21 protein-coding genes are annotated in these 21,444 nt (G+C 55.3%); 15 read left to right on the top strand and 6 right to left on the bottom strand.

Annotation, left to right across the window (positions count from 1 at the left end; all coding sequences use genetic code 11):
• Window positions 1-54: 54 nt before the first annotated feature.
• From IJ22_RS03165 to IJ22_RS03175, 3 genes are read left to right on the top strand one after another with little or no spacing between them, the layout of a single operon-like run.
• The gene (locus IJ22_RS03165) at window positions 55-1,155 is read left to right on the top strand and encodes a quinone-dependent dihydroorotate dehydrogenase (RefSeq protein ID WP_062407170.1); all 1,101 of its coding nucleotides are present in this window, start codon (window positions 55-57) and stop codon (window positions 1,153-1,155) included.
• 19 nt (window positions 1,156-1,174) lie between these two features.
• Window positions 1,175-1,978 (top strand): GTP diphosphokinase, encoded by an 804-nt coding sequence (gene yjbM / locus IJ22_RS03170; protein ID WP_062407171.1) that lies wholly within the window; start codon window positions 1,175-1,177, stop codon window positions 1,976-1,978.
• 34 nt (window positions 1,979-2,012) lie between these two features.
• A complete protein-coding gene (locus IJ22_RS03175; RefSeq protein WP_235594243.1) occupies window positions 2,013-2,438 on the top strand; it encodes a DUF309 domain-containing protein in 426 nt (141 codons plus the stop codon).
• A gap of 73 nt (window positions 2,439-2,511) precedes the next feature.
• On the opposite strand, the gene IJ22_RS03180 is transcribed toward IJ22_RS03175, so the two are convergent.
• Window positions 2,512-2,994: a thioredoxin family protein gene (locus tag IJ22_RS03180; protein WP_062407173.1), complete on the bottom strand. Its 483-nt coding sequence runs from the start codon at window positions 2,992-2,994 to the stop codon at window positions 2,512-2,514.
• Between the two features lie 223 nt (window positions 2,995-3,217).
• Here IJ22_RS03180 and IJ22_RS03185 point away from each other — a divergent pair, with 223 nt between their 5' ends.
• From IJ22_RS03185 to IJ22_RS03195, 3 genes are read left to right on the top strand one after another with little or no spacing between them, the layout of a single operon-like run.
• On the top strand, window positions 3,218-4,693 hold the full coding sequence (locus IJ22_RS03185; RefSeq protein ID WP_062407175.1) for an RsmB/NOP family class I SAM-dependent RNA methyltransferase: 1,476 nt from the start codon (window positions 3,218-3,220) through the stop codon (window positions 4,691-4,693).
• A gap of 2 nt (window positions 4,694-4,695) precedes the next feature.
• A complete protein-coding gene (locus tag IJ22_RS03190; RefSeq protein ID WP_062407177.1) occupies window positions 4,696-5,451 on the top strand; it encodes a pseudouridine synthase in 756 nt (251 codons plus the stop codon).
• Between the two features lie 19 nt (window positions 5,452-5,470).
• The gene (locus IJ22_RS03195) at window positions 5,471-6,283 is read left to right on the top strand and encodes a Cof-type HAD-IIB family hydrolase (protein ID WP_054820140.1); all 813 of its coding nucleotides are present in this window, start codon (window positions 5,471-5,473) and stop codon (window positions 6,281-6,283) included.
• A gap of 96 nt (window positions 6,284-6,379) precedes the next feature.
• Here the strand turns inward: IJ22_RS03195 and IJ22_RS25565 are convergent, their stop codons facing one another.
• Window positions 6,380-6,472, bottom strand: coding sequence for a sporulation protein YjcZ (locus IJ22_RS25565; RefSeq protein WP_082660651.1), 93 nt, complete (start codon window positions 6,470-6,472; stop codon window positions 6,380-6,382).
• Window positions 6,473-6,662: 190 nt separating this feature from the next.
• Here IJ22_RS25565 and IJ22_RS03200 point away from each other — a divergent pair, with 190 nt between their 5' ends.
• Window positions 6,663-7,706: a hypothetical protein gene (locus IJ22_RS03200; protein ID WP_062407179.1), complete on the top strand. Its 1,044-nt coding sequence runs from the start codon at window positions 6,663-6,665 to the stop codon at window positions 7,704-7,706.
• Between the two features lie 82 nt (window positions 7,707-7,788).
• On the opposite strand, the gene IJ22_RS03205 is transcribed toward IJ22_RS03200, so the two are convergent.
• A complete protein-coding gene (locus tag IJ22_RS03205) occupies window positions 7,789-9,162 on the bottom strand; it encodes an RsmB/NOP family class I SAM-dependent RNA methyltransferase (RefSeq protein ID WP_062407181.1) in 1,374 nt (457 codons plus the stop codon).
• Window positions 9,163-9,372: 210 nt separating this feature from the next.
• Between IJ22_RS03205 and queD the strand changes: the two genes are divergently transcribed.
• From queD to queC, 3 genes are all read left to right on the top strand, one after another.
• On the top strand, window positions 9,373-9,849 hold the full coding sequence (gene queD, locus IJ22_RS03210) for a 6-carboxytetrahydropterin synthase QueD (RefSeq protein ID WP_062407184.1): 477 nt from the start codon (window positions 9,373-9,375) through the stop codon (window positions 9,847-9,849).
• A gap of 44 nt (window positions 9,850-9,893) precedes the next feature.
• Window positions 9,894-10,553 (top strand): 7-carboxy-7-deazaguanine synthase QueE, encoded by a 660-nt coding sequence (locus tag IJ22_RS03215; RefSeq protein WP_082660972.1) that lies wholly within the window; start codon window positions 9,894-9,896, stop codon window positions 10,551-10,553.
• Between the two features lie 71 nt (window positions 10,554-10,624).
• Window positions 10,625-11,320, top strand: a complete 696-nt coding sequence (gene queC / locus IJ22_RS03220; RefSeq protein ID WP_062410839.1) for a 7-cyano-7-deazaguanine synthase QueC — start codon at window positions 10,625-10,627, stop codon at window positions 11,318-11,320.
• A gap of 52 nt (window positions 11,321-11,372) precedes the next feature.
• On the opposite strand, the gene IJ22_RS03225 is transcribed toward queC, so the two are convergent.
• Both IJ22_RS03225 and IJ22_RS03230 read right to left on the bottom strand, forming a co-directional pair.
• Entirely contained in the window at window positions 11,373-11,630 is a 258-nt protein-coding gene (locus tag IJ22_RS03225; protein WP_054820137.1) for a DUF1450 domain-containing protein, read from the bottom strand.
• Between the two features lie 120 nt (window positions 11,631-11,750).
• Complete coding sequence (locus IJ22_RS03230; protein WP_062407185.1) at window positions 11,751-12,203, bottom strand: helix-turn-helix domain-containing protein; 453 nt, start codon at window positions 12,201-12,203, stop codon at window positions 11,751-11,753.
• 1,129 nt (window positions 12,204-13,332) lie between these two features.
• Here IJ22_RS03230 and IJ22_RS03235 point away from each other — a divergent pair.
• Both IJ22_RS03235 and IJ22_RS03240 read left to right on the top strand, forming a co-directional pair.
• A complete protein-coding gene (locus tag IJ22_RS03235) occupies window positions 13,333-13,950 on the top strand; it encodes a rhomboid family intramembrane serine protease (RefSeq protein ID WP_062407187.1) in 618 nt (205 codons plus the stop codon).
• 189 nt (window positions 13,951-14,139) lie between these two features.
• Complete coding sequence (locus tag IJ22_RS03240; RefSeq protein ID WP_054820134.1) at window positions 14,140-14,346, top strand: helix-turn-helix domain-containing protein; 207 nt, start codon at window positions 14,140-14,142, stop codon at window positions 14,344-14,346.
• A 131-nt stretch (window positions 14,347-14,477) separates the two neighbouring features.
• Here the strand turns inward: IJ22_RS03240 and IJ22_RS03245 are convergent, their stop codons facing one another.
• A complete protein-coding gene (locus IJ22_RS03245; RefSeq protein WP_137669947.1) occupies window positions 14,478-15,620 on the bottom strand; it encodes a GGDEF domain-containing protein in 1,143 nt (380 codons plus the stop codon).
• Window positions 15,621-15,788: 168 nt separating this feature from the next.
• On the opposite strand from IJ22_RS03245, the gene IJ22_RS03250 reads away from it, so the two are divergent.
• The 3 genes from IJ22_RS03250 to IJ22_RS03260 are packed head-to-tail and all read left to right on the top strand — an operon-like array spanning window position 15,789 to window position 21,393.
• Complete coding sequence (locus IJ22_RS03250) at window positions 15,789-16,919, top strand: glycosyltransferase family 4 protein (protein ID WP_062407190.1); 1,131 nt, start codon at window positions 15,789-15,791, stop codon at window positions 16,917-16,919.
• A gap of 26 nt (window positions 16,920-16,945) precedes the next feature.
• Window positions 16,946-18,223, top strand: a complete 1,278-nt coding sequence (locus tag IJ22_RS03255) for a metallophosphoesterase family protein (RefSeq protein ID WP_062407192.1) — start codon at window positions 16,946-16,948, stop codon at window positions 18,221-18,223.
• On the top strand, window positions 18,220-21,393 hold the full coding sequence (locus tag IJ22_RS03260) for an ATP-binding protein (protein WP_062407195.1): 3,174 nt from the start codon (window positions 18,220-18,222) through the stop codon (window positions 21,391-21,393). Before IJ22_RS03255 ends, IJ22_RS03260 begins: the two co-directional genes overlap by 4 nt.
• The last annotated feature ends 51 nt before the right edge of the window (window positions 21,394-21,444 follow it).

The raw sequence follows: 21,444 nt of genomic DNA on the forward strand, positions 1-21,444 counted from the left end.
ACACTGTCAAAAGAGAGTAAAAGACGAGAGAACGTGCGGGGAGAGGACAGAAGTATGCTTTACAAAAAAATCGCCAAACCGGTTCTATTTGGGATGGACCCGGAAAAAGCGCATCATGTTATCATTGACGGAATGCATACGGTCGGTAAGCTGCCAGGGGGGCGAATGCTGCTCCGTTGGGTATGGGGGGTTCGGCCGGCTCCTGAGCTGGAGATGCAGCTTTGGGGAATTACGTTTGCCAATCCTGTCGGATTAGCAGCGGGACTGGATAAGAATGCGAAGGCGGTCCCCGCATTTTCAAACATCGGCTTCGGGTTTATGGAGGTTGGAACGGTAACGCCCAAGCCCCAGGCGGGCAATGAGCTGCCCCGCTTGTTCAGACTGCCGGAGGACGCTGCGCTGATCAACCGAATGGGCTTTAATAATGTAGGCATTGAAGGAATGAAGCGTAATTTGCGGAATCAGGGGAAGCGAACGATCCCGCTGGCGATTAATATCGGCAAAAATAAATCGACGCCAAACGAGCAGGCGGAGGAAGATTACCGTGCATGCATCCAGGCGCTGTATGGTTACGGCGACTTTTTCGTTGTGAATATCAGCTCTCCGAATACGCCGGATTTGCGCAATCTTCAGCATGGAGACGACTTGTCCAGGCTGCTTGCTGCCGTAAAGGACGAGGTACGCAAGCAGCATGCGCGCTTTGGCGGAAGGGAAAAGCCCGTGCTGGTGAAAATCGCTCCGGACCTGCAGCCGCAAGAAGTGGAATATATGGTGGATACGATCTTGCGGAGCAATATTTCCGGCATCATCGTCTCGAACACGACCATCTCCCGCGACGGGCTGCAGAGTGCGCACCGCAGCGAGGCCGGGGGATTGAGCGGCCGTCCGCTCACTAAGCGATCCACGCAGCTCATTCGCGCTGTTTACAAAGCAACAGGCGGGCAGCTTCCGATTATCGGTTCGGGGGGGATTTTCTCCGCGGAAGACGCCTATGAAAAAATACGGGCCGGGGCCAGTCTGGTTGAAGTCTATACGGGATTGATCTATGAAGGTCCTGCTCTTATCGGACGCATTAACGAGGGACTTCGGGCTTTACTTCGAAAGGACGGTTTCAAGCATATTTCCGAAGCGATCGGTTCAGAGCATCGAGGCTAGGAGAATGGAGGAGTAGCGATTGGACGGACGCGATTGGAAAAAATTCCTTATGCCCTATGAACAAGCGGTTGAGGAATTGAAAGTAAAGTTCAAAACCATGCGCGCAGAACTGAAAATCTGGGAGGAATATTCTCCGGTTGAATTCGTCACGGGCCGGGTCAAACGGATTTCGAGCATTCTGGAAAAATCCAAGCGGCTCAATGTGCCTATGGAAAAGCTGGAGACAGGTATCGAGGATATTGCCGGGATCCGGATCATGTGCCAATTCGTCGAGGACATTGAACGGCTGGCCGAACTGATCCGCAAACGCGAGGATATGAAGCTGATCTACGAGAAGGATTACATTCTCAATAAAAAGCCAAGCGGCTACCGCAGCTACCATATGATCGTAGAATACCCGGTACAAACGGCGCTCGGCATGAAGCGGGTATTGGCCGAAATCCAGCTCCGCACGCTGGCGATGAATTTTTGGGCTACGATTGAGCATTCGTTGAACTATAAATATCGGGAAAGCCTGCCGGAGAAGGTGCTGAACCGGCTCAGCAAGGCGGCGGAAGCGGCGTTTCTGCTCGACCAGGAAATGAGCAACATCCGCGAGGAAATTATGGAAGCTCAGAAGCTGTTCGAGGATAAATCGAACATCGTCAACCGGGTTCTAAACGGCATCCAGGAGCTGTATTTTTACCACCGGGTTCGCGAGGCGGCGCAGTTTCAGCTGCGCTTCAACGAGCTTTGGGATACGGATGACGTCTGGCATTTGAAGCGTCTTTCCAGCGAAATCGAAGATGCCATCATCCGGGCCAAAAAAGGTTCTACGCCGTAAACCGGCTCCGGATAAAATGGGGGAGGGTTGCCCTTTGAATACCTATGATCCTCTGTATGTACAGTTTGTATACTATTTTAATGAAGCAAGGGATTACTTCGAATGTCACGAGGTGATGGAGGAATTGTGGCTGGAAGAAGGCCGAAATCCTCTTTATCAAGGCCTGCTGCAGGTAGCGGTAGGCCTTTACCATTATAGGAACGGGAATGTGAACGGGGCGATAAAGCTGTTTACCGCTGCGATAGAAAAGCTGGAGGGATATCCGGGCGATCGTCTCGGGATCGATCTGCACCAGCTTCGCGAGGACAGCAAAACGTATCTGGCGAAGCTTCTTCGTTTGGAGGAAGAACCGTTTGCTTTTTACGATTTGGATATTCGGGTCACGGATCCGCAGTTGGAAGCGCTGGTGGAAGAGCTTCGCCTGCATCCGCCGGAGGCTCATGAAGAGGATGCGCCGTGAAGGCCCCGGGATCATAGGGACAACGGGCTGAAAAAAGCAGAGGACAGCGGCTCCTCTGCTTCTATGTGAAGGGCTATTGTTTATGTTTGGCGATAAAGCTGCGGAACGTATCGGCGGTTTGTTCGCCTTCCAGACGTTCTACTTCTTTGCCGTCTTTATAATATACGAAAGTAGGCGTGAATTGAATATTATACCGCTGCCGGGCGTCACGGTATTCCTCCAGGTTAAATTGTTTGACATCCACGTTCAGTTCTTTGGCGACAGGCATCAGCACCGGAGTCGTCGCTTTGCAGTGGGAGCAGGTGGATGCAAAATAGTAGAGGAAAAAATCTTCCTGTGCGGCGATTTTCTTGTCCAGTGCGTCAGGTAAAATAATGTTCTGGTAGTTAGGATCGTCAAGCAGCTTCAGCGTTTCGGGATGAAGCTTGCTCGGGTCAATGCCGTATACATTATCGGCATACTTGCCGTATTTGGCTTGATTGGCCTGCTGATTTACAACATAAAGCGCGCCGAAGAGAACGACGATGATGGATAAATAAATGCCAAGCTTTTTCATAGTGCTCCTCTTTTCTTCTTAGTGGTGTAACGTTCTTTCAAAATATTCGTTACTTACTCTTTCGTTTCCTTCTACGATTGTACCCTAAAAATGAAGGAATTTCGAACTTGCGGATGACATGAGCGGTTGAAGCGGATGCGGGGACCCGCTCGTTGCGGAGCCGGACGATAATAAGTACAATTGGACTAATGCCTGTAGAACAATTAAAGCGAGTTGAGAACTGATGACGGTGCTGATGCTGCCTGAAGCATTTTTGGATAAAATGGAACGTTTGCTGGGGGCGGAGTCTGCGGATTTTCTGGCTTCCTACCATAAGGAGCGGCTGTACGGGCTGCGTGTCAATTCATTGAAGCTCAAGCCGTCCCGGTTTCAGGAGCTGACGAATTTCCGGCTGGAGCCGGTGCCCTGGACGGAAACCGGGTTCTATTACCGTGAAGAGGATCGTCCGGGGAAGCATCCGCATTACCATGCCGGACTATACTACATCCAGGAGCCAAGCGCTATGGCGCCTGCGGAGCTGCTCGACGTACGTCCCGGCGACCGGGTGCTTGATTTGTGCGCCGCGCCCGGGGGCAAAACCACCCAGCTCGCCGGGAAGCTGCAGGGGACCGGCGTGCTGGTCGCCAATGACGTGCATCCGGACCGGGTCAAGGCGCTGGTGAAAAATATCGAGCTCAGCGGAGTTCGAAACGCGGTTGTGCTCAATGAAAATCCGGACAAGCTGGTGGAGCCTTTCGCCGGATATTTCGATAAAATCCTGGTCGATGCCCCCTGCTCGGGGGAGGGGATGTTCCGCAAGGAAGAGGACATGGCGAAAGCCTGGCGTCCGGATTGGCCCGGGAAGTACGCTGCGATACAGCGGATCTTGCTGCGGCAGGCGGCTCGTATGCTGCGTTCCGGCGGCCGGCTGGTGTATTCGACCTGCACGTTCTCGCCGGAGGAGAATGAAGCGATCATCGCGGAGTTTCTTGAAGCGCATCCTTTATTCGAGGTGGAGCCGATTCCGGAACGCAGCGGCTGGATGCCGGGACGTCCTGACTGGCTGGGCGAACAAGGCGGCCGCGCGGCCGAGGTTGCCGGCACGGCAAAGCTGTGGCCCCATCGCCTTGCGGGCGAAGGCCACTTTGTCGCGGTGCTGCGCCATCGCGGGCAGGCTGCGCCGGAGGAGGCGGGCGCGCGGCCCGTCGTGACGCAGGCCGCCGCTAAGGCGCCACGCCGGGAAGGCAAGCGGCCCGCGAAGGCCGCGGCGGCCGACCCGCGCGAGGCGCTTGCGCGCTTTGCGGCGGAGCAGCTGGCGGCGGCGCCGTACGACGCCGCGGGCCTTGTGTGCCGCGGCGAGCATGTGTACGCCGCGCCAATGGGGCTGCCGCCGCTGGACGGAGTCCGGGTCATCCGGCCCGGCTGGTACCTCGGCAGCGCTGCGGGCCAGCGCTTTGTGCCGTCGCACGCGCTGGCGATGGGGCTGCGCGCGGAGGAGGCGCTGCGTACGGTGACCTTCACGGCCGACGATCCGCGGGCCGTGCGCTACTTGAAGGGCGAGACGCTGATGCACGCCCCCGACGAGCTGCGTACGGCCGGAGAAGGTGTGCCGGCCAAGGGCTACTGCCTCGTCTGCATCGACGGTTTTCCCGCCGGCTGGGCCAAATGGCAGGACGGCCTGCTCAAGAACGAATATCCTCCCGGCTGGAGGTGGACATAGAGATGAAAGCAACGCTTCGTTTAGACAAGCTTCTCGCTCATACGGGCTTCGGTACGCGCAGCGAGATCAAACAGCTGGTAAAACGCGGAGCCGTCAGCGTGAATGGCAGGACGGTCAAAGACAGCGGGCAGCAGGTGCATCCAGAGCGCGATGAAATCCATGTGGACGGAGAGCCGGTCGTGTACCGGGAATTCGTTTACCTGATGCTGAACAAGCCGCAGGGTGTTGTTTCGGCCACGGAAGACACCCGGGACCGTACTGTTCTGGATCTGATCGATAGTAGGTACGCCCATTTTGATTTGTTTCCCGTCGGACGGCTGGATAAAGATACGGAAGGGCTGCTGCTGCTGACCAATGACGGCAAGCTGGCTCATCAATTGCTGTCTCCCCGCAAGCATGTGCCCAAAACGTATTATGCCGAGGTAGAGGGAGCCGTAGACGAAAGCGATAAGGCCGCGTTTGCCCGCGGCGTCACGTTGGATGACGGGTACGTCACGATGCCGGCGGAGCTTGTCATTCTGCACAGGGGAAACCCGGCGCAATCCGAGCTGTCCCGTATTGAGCTCACCATTATGGAAGGGAAGTTTCATCAGGTAAAACGCATGTTCCAATCGGTTGGAAAACGCATCGTTTTTCTCAAACGGATCGCCATGGGACCGCTGAAGCTTGACCCGAATCTTCCTGCAGGGAAGTACCGGGAGTTGACGGAAAAAGAACGGCTGTCTTTAAAGGAGCATGGCGAATATCATAAGAGCTAGAGAAGGAAGTGGGCAGGAAATGCAATACCAATTAATTGCGCTTGATGTGGACGGAACGCTGTTGAACGACAATTACGAGCTGACAGAGCGTACGGTATCCACACTCCGGCGGGTTCATGAGGCGGGGAGCCGTATCGTGCTGTGTACCGGGAGAGCGCCGGAAAGCTCGGTTCCGATTATGGAGCAAATGGGATTTGAGGGGGTGCTGATTGCGCATAACGGGGCCGCTACGGTCGAGACGCCGGGCTCCCGGCTGCTGCATGAATTTTCTTTTCCGATCGGGCATATTGCGGGGCTTGTCCAATACTGCCGCGCGGAGCATGTGCATTTTGACTTGAACACCTCATGGAAAATGTATGTGGAACACGTAGGCGAAGCGGAAGCGGCGATGTACGAAAAATATATGGCGGTTCCGGAACGGGTCGATGATGTGCTTGCCTTGACGGTACCTATCGTGAAATTTACGATGTTCGGTTCGCAGGAAGCGATGGATCGGGTAGAACGGCAATTGGCTTCATTCGACCTGCCGTCCTCGCTTCAAGCGATCCGGAGCGGAGCGCATTTTATCGACGTCATGCTCAAATCCGTATCCAAGGGACGTGCGCTGAGCAACCTTTCCGGGATGTGGGGGATTGAACCGTCCTCTATTCTGGCCATGGGCAATTATTATAACGATATCGACATGCTCCGCTTTGCCGGGCTTGGCATAGCCATGGGCAATTCTCCGGAGGAGGTCAAGCTGGCTGCGGATGAGGTTGCACTTTCAAATAATGAGGAAGGCGTGGCAGAAGCGCTTATGCGTCATGTGTGCCCGGAGTTGGCGGGCCAATAAGCGTATGTATGAGCTGCCGCGGCCGGCAAAAGAAGGCTTGGAGAATGCTCCGGCCTTCTTTTGCCGGCATGCTCTTTCATGGATTACCGCAGCAAATCAATAAATGCCTGCCCTAAGCAAGACCACCAGCAGAATAAACAAAACCAGAATGACACCCGTCGATGTGAAATAACCGTGAGAATGAGACATGGAAATACCTCCTTAACGTGATTGTTTTCATCCAATGCCGCATTGAAATCTTTTATAGGGCAACTGTCTGCTATAGGATATGACATATGACCGTATTGGTTTGGGCGGATGACCCGGGGCGCATAAATTTTGGCCGGGAGAGGACATGCTAATCGTGTAACCATACTGTGCCAGCTTGGAGGGGACCCGAATGAATCATGTCATGCTTAGACCGGATTTGAAAACGGCCGGCGGAGAGGTTTGCGACATTTTGTACAAAAATCGTTTTGTTGGAACGCTGGCGTTAGTCTACCGGGAATCCGACCGAATCGCGGGCACGCTCCAGTTGGAGAAAGAAGTGTTGTCCGAGACCGAAAAAGACGAGGTATCCGATCACGTGCACACTTATGTCTGGGCGCTTGTGGACGCTTTGCGTGCACGTGATTGCGAAGTAATGGTCACTTACAGCAGTTATGATCACGTCATTGCGACAGAAGACGCGCCATCGCCGCAAAACCGCAGTTCCGATGCGGAGGAGGTGCCGGAATACGGTCCCGATTGGGTGGACTACAGTACACGCCTGGAGGATGAGAATCCGGACGAACGGGAAGAGTATACGATGGCCGATTATGAAATGGTCGTTGTTGGTGAGGACGACGATTCGATTGAGTATCATATTTATGACAATGAGGACGATCTGGTAGCTGAAGTTTTCCTCACCATAGAAGACCGTATCGTGACAGGAACGGTCGATTGGCTGTTCGAGCCGTCGGGAAAAGAGCTGAATACCATCGCCGATTTGATCATTCTTGATTTTAACGAGGATGAAGTGGACGGCTTTGTCATTCATATGCAGCACCTCGATGAACTCATCGAAACCATCGAACTGACGCATGAGGATCTGCTGCCGAAAGACGATGCAGACGATGATCCGGACGTTTATTCAAGCCCTTTGCGGAATGAGTATACGATTGTCCTGGCACGCGATGACGGGGGTGTGCTTACGTATGAGATCTATCAGCAATCTCGCGGCGGCTTGCCGATCGGGACGGCTACGGTGGATATCAGTCAGCGGCAGCTTACGGGCTTTATCGATTTCCGGGAGCCGGGAAGCACGGACGATCGCGAGCTGATCGCTACCTTATTGATGGAAGAGCTGGATAAAGAGAAGGACTATGATACCATAAATCTGACGATGATGCACAAAAACCGGCTGATCGAAGAAGTATTGTTCGAGACGGAGCACGTGCATTAATGAGAAAGGCTGTTCCGCAAGATGAGCTCATCCAGCGGGACAGCCTTCATTATATTACCGGCAAGACGCCGATCGCTTGCCTTTAGCGCCTGAGCCCTTTGGGGTAGTGATTCTTAAGCTGGTGCCCCGTTTGCTTGCCCCAGCCGAGGGGGTAACCGTCAACGGTAACCAGGGTCCAGCCGCTGCCTGCCGCGGGACGTTCGATGACTTCTCCTTGAAGATAGCGCTGTACTTGCGAACTGTCCGCTGCGAAGTCCGCCGCATGGCTGACAGTCAAAGCCGAGGGCAGGGCAAGAGCGAGGGCATGGGCAGGCTCAAGCCGTCCCTTCTTCACTTCCCCAAGATGCAGACCCGGTCGCAGCACCTTCATGCCCTGTAGCCATGCGCCGTCAAACGGGCAGTCCATCACGGTCGGCAGCCAGTACAGCTGCCCGCCGAAGAGCAGCGGTTCACCCGGCGGAAGCTCGAAACGGCCGGGGCTCAATGCCTCCGCGGCGAAGTCTTTAAACAGCCGCATGGCGTCCTCTTCGGGACGCTGTTTTCGCCCGCCCCGTTGTGCCCTTTTGCGAGATTGGGAGGCTGCCGCCGTTAGGCTCCCCGATGCTTCCGAGAGCTGCAGGACGGCTACAAAGTGACCTTCCCCGGCCTCAAGATGCGGCCAAATGCGCTCCATCCGCTCGAGCTGAAGCTTCGGGTACCGCTGCAGCAGCGCTTCGACCGTCCGTTCATTCTCCAGCTCATTGAATGTGCAGGTGGAATAGGCCAGCCGTCCGCCCGGCTTCAGCATCGTGACGGCGGCATCCAGGATGTCCTTCTGCCGCGCCGCGCACATCTCCACATGTTCAGGCGACCATTCCTTGATCGTGTCCGGATCCTTCCGGAACATGCCTTCGCCGGAGCAGGGGGCGTCCACCATGATTTTATCGAAAAAGCGGGGAAACCGTTCGGCCAGCTGCCGAGGCGCCGCGCTGACCACAACGGCGTTAGGCACACCCATCCGTTCGATGTTTTCCGACAAGATTTTGGCCCGCGCAGGATGGATTTCATTCGAAATCAGGAGCCCCCGGCCCGCAAGCTTGCCGGCAATCTGTGTCGACTTGCCTCCCGGAGCGGCGGCAAGATCCAATACGATCTCACCGGGACGCGGATCCAGCAGCTCGACGGCGGACATGGCCGAAGGCTCTTGTATGTAATACACGCCGGCCGCATGGTAAGGATGCTTTCCCGGTTTTGTTTCCTCCCGGTAATAAAATCCGGTGTCGCACCAGGGCACCGATTCAAGACCGAACATCTTTACCAGCGGCTCTAAGGCGAGTCCGTTACTCCTGCTGATTTTGCCCGGGTTCAAACGCAATCCCAGGACCCGGGGAAAAGTATAGCTCAAGAGGAACGCTTCCGCGCCGTCGCCGAGCTGCCGTTTCATTTGTTCGATAAATGCTTCGGGTAATTGCATCATAGGATGCGTTTCTCTCCTTTGTCTGCAAACTATTCTTCATTATACAAGCTTCGCCATATTGTGAGAAGTCTACCCCGCGTGATATAATAGTTCGTTGATTCAGTAAGGTTGTCGCCAAGATTCTATACCCGTATCTGAATCACCTTGACTGACGCTCCGTCCCGAGGGGCCGGCATCGCGTTTATCCTTGGGTAAAGAGGTGAATGACCAATGGAATACGAAATCCCCAAAAAAGTGCAAACGTTAGGGGAAGACATACAGAAGAGCCAGCTCAAGTATCATGACAGAGAAGTGCTCGTATCGAAGGAATTCACATTTGACAGCGCGCACCATCTGCATTGTTATGAGGGCAAGTGCAAAAGCCTCCACGGGCATACGTATAAGCTCCAGGTGATCATGCGGGGCAAGGTGGACGAGCGGGGCATTACGATTGATTTTGCCGACATCAAACGAATTGCGAAAGCCCGCATCCTCGACAGGCTGGATCACCGTTATTTGAATGAAGTCCTGCCGCCGATGAACACCACGGCCGAAAACATGGTCGTCTGGATGTATGAGCAGCTGCGGGACGCTTTGGCAAGCGAAGGGCTGTACCCTGCGGTGCGGGTAGAGGAAGTCCGTTTATGGGAGACACCTACCAGCTACGCTTCGGTGACGGCTAGGTTGATGGGAGATGAACTCTCTTGAGTCAAGCTGCCGAACGTGTAGACATAAACGAGATTAAACTGCCCATGGTTGAAATTTTCGAGACAGTGGAGGGAGAAGGGTCGCGAGCGGGCTTCCCGACGGTATTTATACGTTTGTTCGGATGCAACCTGCGCTGCACCTGGTGTGATACCAAATACAGCTATCCGCCAGCGGAAGCGGAATTCGTGATGACCATAGGCGATATCGTGGCGGAGGCAAGCCGTTATTCATCAAAGCATGTGTGTCTGACGGGCGGCGAGCCGCTGCTCTACGGGGACAGATCGACGGCTCTGATTGAAGCCCTGGCTGCCACCGGGAGATATACGGATCTGCATATCGAGACCAACGGAGCCATTGACCTTACCCCGTACCTGGAAAGGATCAAATCTCCGATTGTAAGGTATATTATGGATTACAAGCTGCCCGATTCCGGTGAAGAGGACAAAATGATTACAGCGAACCTGTCCAAGCTGCGTCCCCAGGACGAGCTGAAATTCGTGATCGGCAGCGACCGCGATTTTCTGGCGGCCAAAACGGTGCTCGAAACGTTCCCGACGGCTGCGCTGCCGCTGTTCAGTCCTGTATGGGAAACGATGCCCCCTGACAAGCTGGTCCGTCTCATGCTGGAACACGGGTTGTCCCAGGTCAAGCTGAATATGCAGATGCACAAAATCATTTGGGACCCGGCGATGCGCGGCGTATGAGTGCGGCCGGGCTTTTCGGTTTGAAAGGACCAACCAACGATACGAGAGTAAAGGCAGGGATAGTATTGCATATGAAAAAGGCAGTCGTCATTTTAAGCGGCGGTTTGGACAGTACAACGTGCATGGGAATTGCACAAGAAGCCGGTTACGAACTGTATCCGATTACCTTCGATTACGGGCAGCGTCAAAGAAGAGAAATTGAGAACGCCCGGCAGGTGGCCGAATTTTACGGCGTGTCGGACAGGCATCGGGTGATTTCTCTCGGATTCCTTAAAGAATTCGGCGGCAGCGCGCTGACCGATGAATCGATCGAGGTGCCGCCGGCCGGGGAAAGTGGCGCGGTAGACTCCGAGATTCCGATTACTTATGTACCGGGGCGCAATCTGCTGTTCCTTTCGATCGCCACGTCTTATGCCGAGGTGAGCGGAGCAGAAGCGATCTATATCGGTGTCAATGCCCTAGATTACAGCGGCTATCCAGACTGCCGTCCGGAGTTTATCCGCAAGGTGCAGGAGGTCATGGCTCTTGCTACCCGCGTAGGTGTTGAAGGGGGGCCGATCCGGATTGAGACGCCACTGATCCATTGGACCAAAGCGGAGATTATCCGGGAAGGGATGCGGCTTGGCGTGCCGTATCAGCTTACGACCTCTTGCTATAACGGGCAGGAGGAGGCCTGCGGCGTATGCGACAGCTGCCGTCTCCGGCTGAAAGGCTTTGCCGATGCGCAAGCAACGGATCCTGTTCCGTATCGGACCGGAAAGGAATAAAAAATCCGGCACTCCAGGCTCAAATGAGCCTCAAGTGCCGGATTTTTTTACGTTAATGCTTCAATTCCTTTTCGATCTTTTCGATCAGTTGTTCCGAACTGGCGGCTTCCATATATTCCGATTCGTAACCGAACCATTTCTTAGGGCGGTTAACAATGACAAACGGGTTAAGCTTGCATCGTTCGCAGTGGTCCAGACAGCCTCTTACTTTTTGGATAAGATGAGGATGGTTATCTTCCATATGTTCATAGGTTTGTGTATTCTTCAGCCGCAGATTATTGCTGCAATATTCTAAAAAGACGGATCTCAATGACAGCACATCCTTATCCGGGAATCAGCTTAGAGAACTTCACGACGGTTGTAATTATATCGATGTACCCGAGCCTCGTCAACAAAAGGGGGATGTGATGCCGAATATCGCCATCGGAATTTATTTTTCGTGATCATATGTAAACGTGGTTCCAACCTCCGAATCGTGCTCCGGAGAGTGCCGTTCCTGGCCTTGCAGCTTTTTTTGTTTCCAGAAGAGGACGGTAAGCATCCGTTCAATCCATTCCTTATCCGTAGGGGTAAGCTCAATGCCGTCAAAAACAAGATCATTCTCGCGAAGAAACCTCCGCAAGTTAATGTGGGTCTTTTTATAGTTGCGGTTTTCATGCTCTACGGATGATTTGTCCAGGTAGCCGGCGATCTGCATCAGCTCGGTGTAAGGGATATTCAGCCCTTCCGACAGCTTCATCAGCACGTCGGGTGAGGGAACGCCGCGGTTCCCGTTCTCCAATTGGGAGATGTAGGCCGCCGAGACGCCGGACCGGTCCGCCAGCTCGCGTATCGTGAACCCTTTCATTTTGCGCATATCTTTTAACTGATCATAGAAATCCATAGGCAACCTCTCATTAAAAGGATAAAAAACGAACGGGTAAACAAAGGTTAACAATATTATAATATCAGTATACAATAGCAAATACAATGTCGGACCAACGAATCATTGGCCGATGGATGATATTCAAGTTTTTTTGCGAAATTTCGTAACTTTCTGTAGAGTTTTGGATACAAATTGTATATAATTGTCGTATAAGTCAAAAAGGAGTCGGGCATTATGTACTATTGTATTTTATGCGAAGAGATCCATGCGTTGAAATATTCCGAATGTGAAACCGTTTTTTCATCCGGATTCCATTACTATAATCTTACCCTTTACAATGCAGGCATGTGCCAGTGTGAGTACTGCCATCTGGAAGAGGAGCATTCGGCTTCAGCCTAAGGCCGGTTGACATCTCGTCGGGATATCCTGAACCGGCTTTACAGCGGCCGGCCGTTTGGCCTGCGGCAAAGGGTTCTCCCGATCTTGGTTGCAACGCGATATTCCTGCCTAAGGAACGTTTTCGGTGAAAAAAGACCAAGGGACCCTTACGGGTCCCGAAGTTTTAGTTTGGTAAGAGACTCAGATGTCGGAATTCCTTGTAATCCATCGAATTTCTCAGCACCCCGATGATCTGTACGGATCATGCACCATCCCCCATTAAACCATCTACGGACCAATTCATTTGACCCCCGGAGATCTCGTCGTATTTGAAACGAGTGCATTGAGGACGAGTGGATAAACAAAGACGAAGCGGTCGAGGACTCGCCCGCCGCTTCAAAAGAACGCGCAGCAGTTTCAGCAACGGATGCTATAAGGAAACCCCGTAGAGTCTACCGGCTGCTGCAAACCTTTTTTTCATTTTATGACCTGCTGATGATAATCCGGATTGAGTTTACCACTGTAGATCGTTATCATGCTGCCCTGCCAGTTGCCCATTCCGCCAAACATAAACCTGAAGGCTTTGTCCAATCCGAATCTCCTAGAGATCTTTTGGAACAGGAGTAAATGGTTAACAACAACACAACGACTAGACCTCCGGTCCGATCTATCCGGACGTTATCTAATTTTTAGATCGATTTGCTGTTCCGGTACATTTTTCATTACAATTAGATAGAAGAATAAATCGCGGGAGAGGGTGTGGATAACGGTGTTCAGCCGGACAGAGAGCTTAAAACAATATATCAAGTGGTACCCCGTCACTGCGGTTTTGATCTGTATTCATATCATTCTGGTGGGTCTGATGGAATGGTTCGGTTCATCCCAGGATACCGTTACATTGATTCAATTCGGAGCATTATATGACCTGCCGAATCTGGAACCGGAAGCGTGGCGGTATTTTACGGCGATGTTTTTGCATATCGGATTCGCTCATTTGCTCTTTAATTGCTTTGCTTTATACGTGTTTGCGCCGCCGCTGGAGCGAATGCTTGGAAAATGGAGGTATGCGCTGTTTTATCTGGTGTGCGGCTTGGCCGGGAACCTCGTCAGCGCCTGGTTTCATCAAGACTATTTTGTCTCGGCCGGCGCATCGGGCGCGATTTATGGCATTTATGCCGCATATTTATATTTGGCCGTGTTCCGCAAAGATATCATCGACCACCAGACGAAGCAAGTCGTGCTTACGATTATCGGAGTCGGATTTATCTACTCCATCGTTGTTCCGGATATCGATATTTATGCCCATCTGGGAGGCTTTCTCGGAGGGCTGGCGGCGATGGCACTGATCGTGCTTTTTATAAAAAGAAGAACCCGGAGATCAGCTTAGAAAAAGAGGCAAGGCCAAATGCAGGCGCCAAAGGTGAACAACACTTGTTCTCCAGGCGCTTTTTTTGTCGAAGAAAAGACATAAAAATATACAATAGTGAACTTATTTGGTTGCATTAGTAAATTAAAGTGGTATAATTGTAAGTGGTATAATAAAAAAGTAGGTTTGTGAAAGTTTGGGGGGCTGAAAATGAAAATTAAAGCCAAAACGAACGCCATCGTAAGAGCGCGGATTGTCAAAGGGATGACACAGCGGGAGCTTGCAAAATTATCGGGCTTAAGCTATGCGTACATCAGCCTGCTGGAGCGTTCGGTCAAACCTGTCGGGCCCGCCACCGCCAAGAAGCTCAGCGAGCTGTTGGAACAGCCGATGGAGGAGTTGTTTAACATCGAGTAAACCTGCGCCGGACGGATGCCGATTGCCGACATGGAGTGCAGCATAGCCGCATCCGGACTTTGTTCATAAAATACGGCAGTCGGAAGCTTTCTGTCTCTGTCTCCGGACTGCCATCACTGCGCTCGCTGAGTCTAAAAGCCTACGACTTTGTTTTTTCCGGTCGTTTTGGCTTGGTACATCGCTTCATCTGCCTGCTTGATCAGTTCCTCCGCTGTTACCCCTTTGGAATAATAGCTGTAGCCCACACTGACGGTAACGTTCGTTTCCTCTTCGACCCTTGAACGTATCCGCTCTGCCAGACTTTCCGCCTTCGTATCCGGATCCGTGATCAGCACGACGATTTCCTCACCGCCGTAGCGCCCGCAAATGCCGGCATCCTCTGTTTCCTCCTTCACGATTTGGGCGACCTTTTTTAATGCCAGATCCCCCATCTGATGGCCTTTCGTATCGTTTAATTTTTTGAAATTGTCAATATCGCTGAAAAGTACGGCTACCGGCACACGTTGCTGTACGTATTGCTTCACCCGGTTTTCAAAATATTTGCGGTTATACAGCCGGGTCAGTCCGTCGGTAATGGACGATATATAAATGGCTTGCATCAGCTCGATGACGCGTTCGAAGATAAACAGAAACAGTACGATATGGAATGCAAAAGGGATGGTTCGTTCCAACAGATCCAGCGCACGCTGACTTCCGTTAAAGAGATAAAGATTGGCCATATGTACGGTATGCATCACGAAATAAACGGTTAGCATCAGCTGGTATTTGCCGTTTTGTCCGATTCTCGGATTCACCAGCATAAAGCTTACAAAAATAAGAATAAACAAATACAGCTCCATGCCGAGCGGGCGCAGAAGCGCATGATGTTCCTCGCTGCTCTGAAGCCAGATTGGAGCATACCAATAGGTTAGTGCTGCCGCAACGCTTAAAGCGCCGGACAAGCAAAAAACGACAATATCTCTTTTGCGCGTGACGTTATACAGCTGATACATTCCGATATTCATCATAACAAAGGCGAGCACTTTAAGCACAAGCGCCGTAAATGTCTGCACATCGCCCGTATTGTGCGATAACGTCTGGTGAACTAATTGGCCGTACTGCAGGAGAAAAATACCAAGTGCCACGACCATGGAGAGGTAGCCGATTTTGCGGCGGGTGATCAGAAGGCGGATCGAAACGAACATCGTCATCCCTATAATTACAATCAGCATGGAGTGCAGGAAAACCGGCCCCGCAGGTCCGAAAAACATATCCGATATCGTGAAGTTGTCCATGAAAAGTGGCAGGCCCCCATCATCAAACGGTTACATATGACCCATTATACCAAACATATATTCGAGCAGGGAAGTCTTGTAGTCCTTTTCCATACCTGATAGGATTAGGATGAAGAGATATGCGGGACAGCCGCAACAACAACGGGAAGACCGGAGGTAGGTCTGCTAATGCGCATATTGCAAGCTTTGTTTTTTCCCCCGGAGCAGCCGGGCGGGGTTTCCTCCATGGTTCCCTTCATGCTGGAGCGCTTCAACAAACGGGGCTGGGAAATGGAACTGTTTTCCTTGCCCAAGAGGGTGCGAGGCAAAGGCGGCGAAGAGGTTCATTTCTCTACGTTCGATTGGGAGCCGTACGCCGGAAATCCGGTAGTCGATAAATATATTCAGACGATAAAGGACTATATATGGTGGACAAAGCTTCGCATCAAATCTTCTTACGATCTGATTCATGCCCATCATCCGATTGCCGGTCTCGTCATGAAACGGCTTTTTCCGGATACGCCGCTCATTATGACGATCCATTCCAGCTACGAACGCGAATTGAAGCTAAACGGAAAAATTAGTGAAGACGGCCCGGAATACCAGTTTCTTACCTCGCTCTACAGGGAGCTTGAGGAGAAGGCGGACCAACTGATCACCGTATCCAACTCATTCAAGCAGTATTTATCCGATTATGTGCAGGAGCCCGAGAAAATCGGAGTCATTCCCAACGGATTCGACGAGAAAAGGTTTCGCCCGGTACATCATGAGAATCAGGTGCCCCAGCTGATCAGCGTCTGCCGCCTGGTTCCGGCCAAAGGGCTGGATACGCTGCTGTACGCTTGCGCGGAGCTGAAACGCAAGGGGCTGCCGTTCGTGCTTCATTTGATCGGAGACGGACCGATTCGTCCGGAGCTGGAGGCGCTGGCGCAAAAGCTGGGCATTTATGACGATACGATTTTTTACGGCTATATGCTTCACCCGGAAGATTTTATGCCGTTTTTCGATGTGTTTGTACTGCCTTCCCGCGCAGAAGCTTTCGGGTCGGTGTTCGCCGAGGCTGCGCTTTGCGGTCTTGCCCTCGTAGGGACGCGGGTCGGAGGAATCGCCGAGCAGATTGAGCACGGCGTCAACGGTCTTCTGGTTCCCGTAGACGATGTGGCTGCGCTCGCGGCGGCGCTGGAGAAAGTGGCCGGCGACCCGATGTACCGGTATCAGCTGTCGAGGGTCGCGCTGGAGAAGGCGCTCAAATCGTATTCGATGACACGGATTGTTCAGCAGCTGCGTAGTGTGTACCGCAGCTACCGGAAAGACGCCTAGATTTCTTATGAAAGGTCGTGAGAAGCATGAGGTCTTTTCGTTTTATTCACGCGGCGGATCTGCACTTGGACAGTCCGTTTCGCGGTTTGGCCGGACTTCCCGAAGCATGGCGGGAGCGGGTGAAGGAGGCGAGCTTCACCGCGCTTTTGCGGCTCACGGATCTGGCGGTCAGCCAGAGGGCTGATTTCGTCGTGTTCAGCGGCGATATATATGATGCCAAAGACCGTTCGCTGCGCGCTCAGCTGCGGTTCCGGCAAGCTTTGGAGACGCTGGCGGGTCATCGGATACCCGCCTTTGTCATCCATGGAAACCACGATCCTCTGCATGACGGATACAGCGCGAAGCTCACATGGCCCGATGAAGTCAAAGTGTTCGGCGCAGGCGGGGTGGAAAGCGAAATCGTCCGGGCTGCGGACGGGGAGGCTTTGGCAAGGGTCTCGGGCATTTCCTTCGGAAAATCTTCGGTGACGGACAATTTGACGCCGGGGTTTCGCGGTTGGGGTGACGGTTTGTATCATATCGGAATGCTTCACACCAACGTGGACGGCGACGCAAAGCACGACAACTATGCTCCGTGCCGTCTGGGCGATTTGCTTGCCCGCGGCGTCGATTACTGGGCGCTCGGGCATATACATACGCGGCGCATCCTGCACGAGAAGCCGTGGGTTGTTTATCCGGGCAACGTGCAGGGCCGGCATATTCGCGAGACCGGGCCCAGGGGATGTTATCTCGTCGATGTCTCGGCTTCAGGAGAGACGGAGCTTACGTTTCACGCGCTGGATGATGTGAGATGGCAGGAAGCGGAAGCGGCTATAGACGGCCTGGAAACGGAACAGCAGCTGATGGAAGCGTTGGAGGAAGCCGTTTGGGCAGCCGCCGAGGCAGGCGAAGGACGGGCCGTGATCTTGAGGGTGACGCTGACAGGCCGGGGTCCGATGCATACCGTGCTCAAACGCGGCGGGGTGCTGGCCGAACTTGGATCGGCCCTGAAGGAAAGCCTGGCCAAGCATACCGTCTGGGTGGAGTCGGTAGAAGACCGGACCGGCGCGCCGATAGACCGCGGAGAACTGGAAGGCCGCCCGGGATTTCTCGGGGATCTGCTGCGGCTTGCGGAAGCGGCAGGCGCGGACCCTGCCCGGTTGGCTGCGTTTGCGGCCGAAGCGCTCTCGCCGCTTTCTGCGCAGCCCCGTCTTGCGGCGCTGCTGGCGGAATTGGGCGAGGAGGAGTTTGGGCAATGGCTGCGTGAGGCGGAGGAGCTTGCCATCGACATGCTGGCAGGGACGGAAACGAGGTGGAGCGGATGAGAATCGAGCGGCTGGATATCGGAGCGTTCGGAGGGATCCGGGACCTGAGTTTATCTTTTGAAGGCCCCATATCTCTTGTGTACGGGCCGAATGAAGCTGGTAAAAGCACGATCTTGAATTTCATCCGTGCGGTGCTGTTCGGCTTTGGGACGAGAGGAGCGGCGGACCGCTACAGCCCGCGGCAGGGAGGCGGCCAAGGCGGTGCGATTACGCTTTCGGACGAGCAGGGCAGACGCATTCGCGTGGAGCGTTGGTCCAGCCCTCAGGGCGGCCGCGGAAGAACGCCGGCAGCTGGCCGGGTCCGCGTGACGTTTCCGGACGGGACGACAGGCGGGGAACCGGAGCTGTCGGCGCTGCTTGGCGGCATTACGCCCGAACTGTTTCGCAGCTTGTTCGCTTTCGGCCTGACGGAGCTGCAGGAGCTGGGGACGCTGCAAAGCGATGAGATCAGCGGCTTTTTGTACAGCGCGGGGCTTGGCGCAAGCGGAACGGAGCTTCGCGCAGCGGAGAAGAAGCTCGCTCAGGAGCTTGAGCAGCTGTTTCGGCCGCGCGGCCGGACGCCGCTGATCAACCGCGCGCTGCAGGATCTGGATGCGGCAGAAGCGGAGCTGGCCGAAAGCCGGGCTCAGGCGGAGCGGTATAATGCCATGGAAGCGGAAGCGGGGCAGCTGGCCGCCGAGCAGGAAAGGCTGGAAGCGCTGCAGACGGAGCTCGCCATGCAGGCGGACTGGTTGGAGCGCTGCCTTCGGGCGAGACCGCACTGGGTTCGCGCCAAGGAACTGAAGCAGGAACTCGGCGCGCTTCCGGACGGACTGGAGCGGTTTCCTGAAGACGCGGCCAGTCGGCTTGACGCAATCTTAACCGAACGGGAGCGGCTTGCTGCGGAAAAGGACCGTCTGGAGCTGGCGCAGTCCGAGCTGCGCCGGGGGATAGAGGATTTGCTTTCAATGGAGGGTTCGGACCGGAACGTCCTGGACCGGCAAACCGAGCTTGAAGACCTGCTCGAGCGCCGCCCGGCCTATGAGGAGGCGAAGCGGCTTCTTGCCGAAGCGGAGGCGGAGGAAGAGCAGCTTGCCTCTGAGCTGGAGCGGCTGCTGCGGAGGATTGACCCGCAGTGGACGGCGGAGCATGTGGAAGGGCTCCCGTCGCCCGTCATGCTGCGGGAGCAAGCGTCCGCCTTCAGGGAGGAGTGGCGTGTCTGGCGGCAGGAGGATGCGCTGCTGACGGCGGAACTGGAGCGGATCCGGCAGGAGCTCGGCGATTCGGATGGACGGCTGTCGGAGGACGAGCCGTTCTACGCTGCTGATGAAGAAGCCGTCCGCGAAGGGCTGGAGCGGATCAAATCGGCCCGCCGCCTGCTGTCCGACTGGAAGGATGCGCTGAAGGAAATCCAATTTGCCCAGCAGCGGGAGAAGGATTGGGAGCAGTATCACCGCTCAGGCTCCTCAGGGGGCGGTTCCGGCGCCCCTTTATACGGAGTCTATACCCTTACGCTGTTGATTCCGGGCGCGCTGGCGATCATGCAGGAGTTTGTGGCCGCAGGCGTTACTCTTGTCATTTTGCTTGGCGTTAGCCTGGTTTGGACCGTCACGCGCCGATCGGCGTCGAAGGGCGCGTCACGGCAGCGCCGCCCCTACGCAGGCGGGTTGGCCGCGGATGCTCCGGCGCAGGCGGCCGCGCTGGAGGCGGCGCTGGCTGCGGAGCTGCGCCGGCTGCGGCGTCTCGCGGATGCGGGAGCCACCGCGGAGACGGCCGCCGCAGCCGAGCCTGCCGACTGGCTCGGCGCCCCGGACCCGGCGCCTGCCGCGCTGCCGCTGCAGCCGGAGGGCATCGAGCCGTGGCTCGATGCCCTCGACCAGCAGCTCCGCACGCGGCAGGCGCAGCTTGCGGCGCGCGCGGCCGCCGGCGAGCGGCTGCTGGCGCTGCGCGCGCAGCGCGAGCGCCACGCCCGGGCGGGCGAGCCGCTGCGCCAGCGCTGGCAAGCCTGGCTGCAGGCGCACGCGCTGCCCGAGAGCGCGAGCGCCGAGGCGGCGCTGGAGCTGCTGCAGCTGGCGGAGCAGGCGCTCGAGCAGCTGCAGCGGCTGCGCCGGCAGGCGGCGCGCTGCGAGGCGATGCGGCGCACGATCGCCGGCTTCGCGGCGGAGACGGCGGCGCTGCTCGGCGACGCGGCCGGGCGCGACCCGGGGCCCGCGCTGAGGGCGTGGCAGGCCGCCCGCGACCGAGAGCTTGCTCGGCTGCAGCAGCTGGAGCACGGCCGCCGGCAGCTTGCTGAACTGCAGCAGCAGGCCGCGCTTTTGCAGCAGCAGCTGGAACGGTGCGAAGCCCGCCGTCTGGAGCTGCTCCAGGCGGCGGAGGCGGAAGGGGAAGAAGCGCTGCGCAGGCGCTATGTGGAGTACCGGCGGCGGCTGGAACTGCTCGCCGAGCTGAGGCAGGAGGAGCTTGCGCTCAGAACCCTGGCCGGCGATGAACAGCTGGAACGGTTGAATGAAGAATTGGAGCGGCGGCAGGCCGCAGATTTGGAAGAAACGCTTCAGGCTTTGCAGGAAAACCTGGAGTCAAGCCGCGGATTGCTGGAACATGTCCGGGAGGAGAAGACCCGCCGGCGTTATGAGCTTGATCGGCTGATATCCGGCGGGGACCATGTGGACAAGCTGCAGACGGTGGAGGAGCGTCGGGCCGAGCTGCAGCGCTTGATCAGGCGCTGGGCCGTCCATGCGATGTGCAGCTCGCTTTTCGTAAGGACAAAGAAGATGTACGAGCACGAGAAACAGCCCTCCGTCATGCAGAGAGCTTCGGTTTACTTTGAGCGTGTGACCGCCGGACGCTACGTCCGGATGCTCGCCCCGCTGGGCGAGCAGAAAGTGCTCGCGGAAAAAGAAAACGGGGAGCAGCTGGATACGGTTCATTTGAGCCGGGGAACGGCGGAGCAAATGTATTTGTGCATCCGCTTCGCGCTTGCGGACGAATATGCCGCATCCGGTATCCAACTGCCGCTTGTCATCGATGACTTGTTCGTCAATTTTGACGATGAGCGGCTGGGATACGGGCTGGACCTGCTGCGGTCCGTTGCGGAACGGCATCAGCTGCTGCTGTTCACCTGCCACAGGCACGTGCTGGACGCTTATGCATCCCGTTTTCCGGCGGCATCCGTCAGTCGTCTTACGCCATAATCGTTTCAGCTGCCGGTTGGCGTCAGCTTTCTCCCATGGAACGCCGGCATG

The organism is Paenibacillus naphthalenovorans (genome assembly GCF_001465255.1).
Taxonomy (GTDB): domain Bacteria; phylum Bacillota; class Bacilli; order Paenibacillales; family NBRC-103111; genus Paenibacillus_G; species Paenibacillus_G naphthalenovorans.

Excerpts from the sequence above, each read along its gene's own strand:
- IJ22_RS03190 (WP_062407177.1), top strand. The coding sequence starts at position 4,696 with ATGAAAGCAACGCTTCGTTTAGACAAGCTTCTCGCTCATACGGGCTTC.
- IJ22_RS03230 (WP_062407185.1), bottom strand. The coding sequence starts at position 12,203 with ATGGATTTCTATGATCAGTTAAAAGATATGCGCAAAATGAAAGGGTTC.
- IJ22_RS03195 (WP_054820140.1), top strand. The coding sequence starts at position 5,471 with ATGCAATACCAATTAATTGCGCTTGATGTGGACGGAACGCTGTTGAAC.
- IJ22_RS03260 (WP_062407195.1), top strand. The coding sequence starts at position 18,220 with ATGAGAATCGAGCGGCTGGATATCGGAGCGTTCGGAGGGATCCGGGAC.
- IJ22_RS03185 (WP_062407175.1), top strand. The coding sequence starts at position 3,218 with ATGACGGTGCTGATGCTGCCTGAAGCATTTTTGGATAAAATGGAACGT.
- IJ22_RS25565 (WP_082660651.1), bottom strand. The coding sequence starts at position 6,472 with ATGTCTCATTCTCACGGTTATTTCACATCGACGGGTGTCATTCTGGTT.
- IJ22_RS03180 (WP_062407173.1), bottom strand. The coding sequence starts at position 2,994 with ATGAAAAAGCTTGGCATTTATTTATCCATCATCGTCGTTCTCTTCGGC.
- IJ22_RS03205 (WP_062407181.1), bottom strand. The coding sequence starts at position 9,162 with ATGATGCAATTACCCGAAGCATTTATCGAACAAATGAAACGGCAGCTC.
- queD (WP_062407184.1), top strand. The coding sequence starts at position 9,373 with ATGGAATACGAAATCCCCAAAAAAGTGCAAACGTTAGGGGAAGACATA.
- queC (WP_062410839.1), top strand. The coding sequence starts at position 10,625 with ATGAAAAAGGCAGTCGTCATTTTAAGCGGCGGTTTGGACAGTACAACG.
- IJ22_RS03215 (WP_082660972.1), top strand. The coding sequence starts at position 9,894 with ATGGTTGAAATTTTCGAGACAGTGGAGGGAGAAGGGTCGCGAGCGGGC.
- IJ22_RS03245 (WP_137669947.1), bottom strand. The coding sequence starts at position 15,620 with ATGGACAACTTCACGATATCGGATATGTTTTTCGGACCTGCGGGGCCG.
- IJ22_RS03165 (WP_062407170.1), top strand. The coding sequence starts at position 55 with ATGCTTTACAAAAAAATCGCCAAACCGGTTCTATTTGGGATGGACCCG.
- IJ22_RS03255 (WP_062407192.1), top strand. The coding sequence starts at position 16,946 with ATGAGGTCTTTTCGTTTTATTCACGCGGCGGATCTGCACTTGGACAGT.
- IJ22_RS03200 (WP_062407179.1), top strand. The coding sequence starts at position 6,663 with ATGAATCATGTCATGCTTAGACCGGATTTGAAAACGGCCGGCGGAGAG.
- IJ22_RS03240 (WP_054820134.1), top strand. The coding sequence starts at position 14,140 with ATGAAAATTAAAGCCAAAACGAACGCCATCGTAAGAGCGCGGATTGTC.
- IJ22_RS03250 (WP_062407190.1), top strand. The coding sequence starts at position 15,789 with ATGCGCATATTGCAAGCTTTGTTTTTTCCCCCGGAGCAGCCGGGCGGG.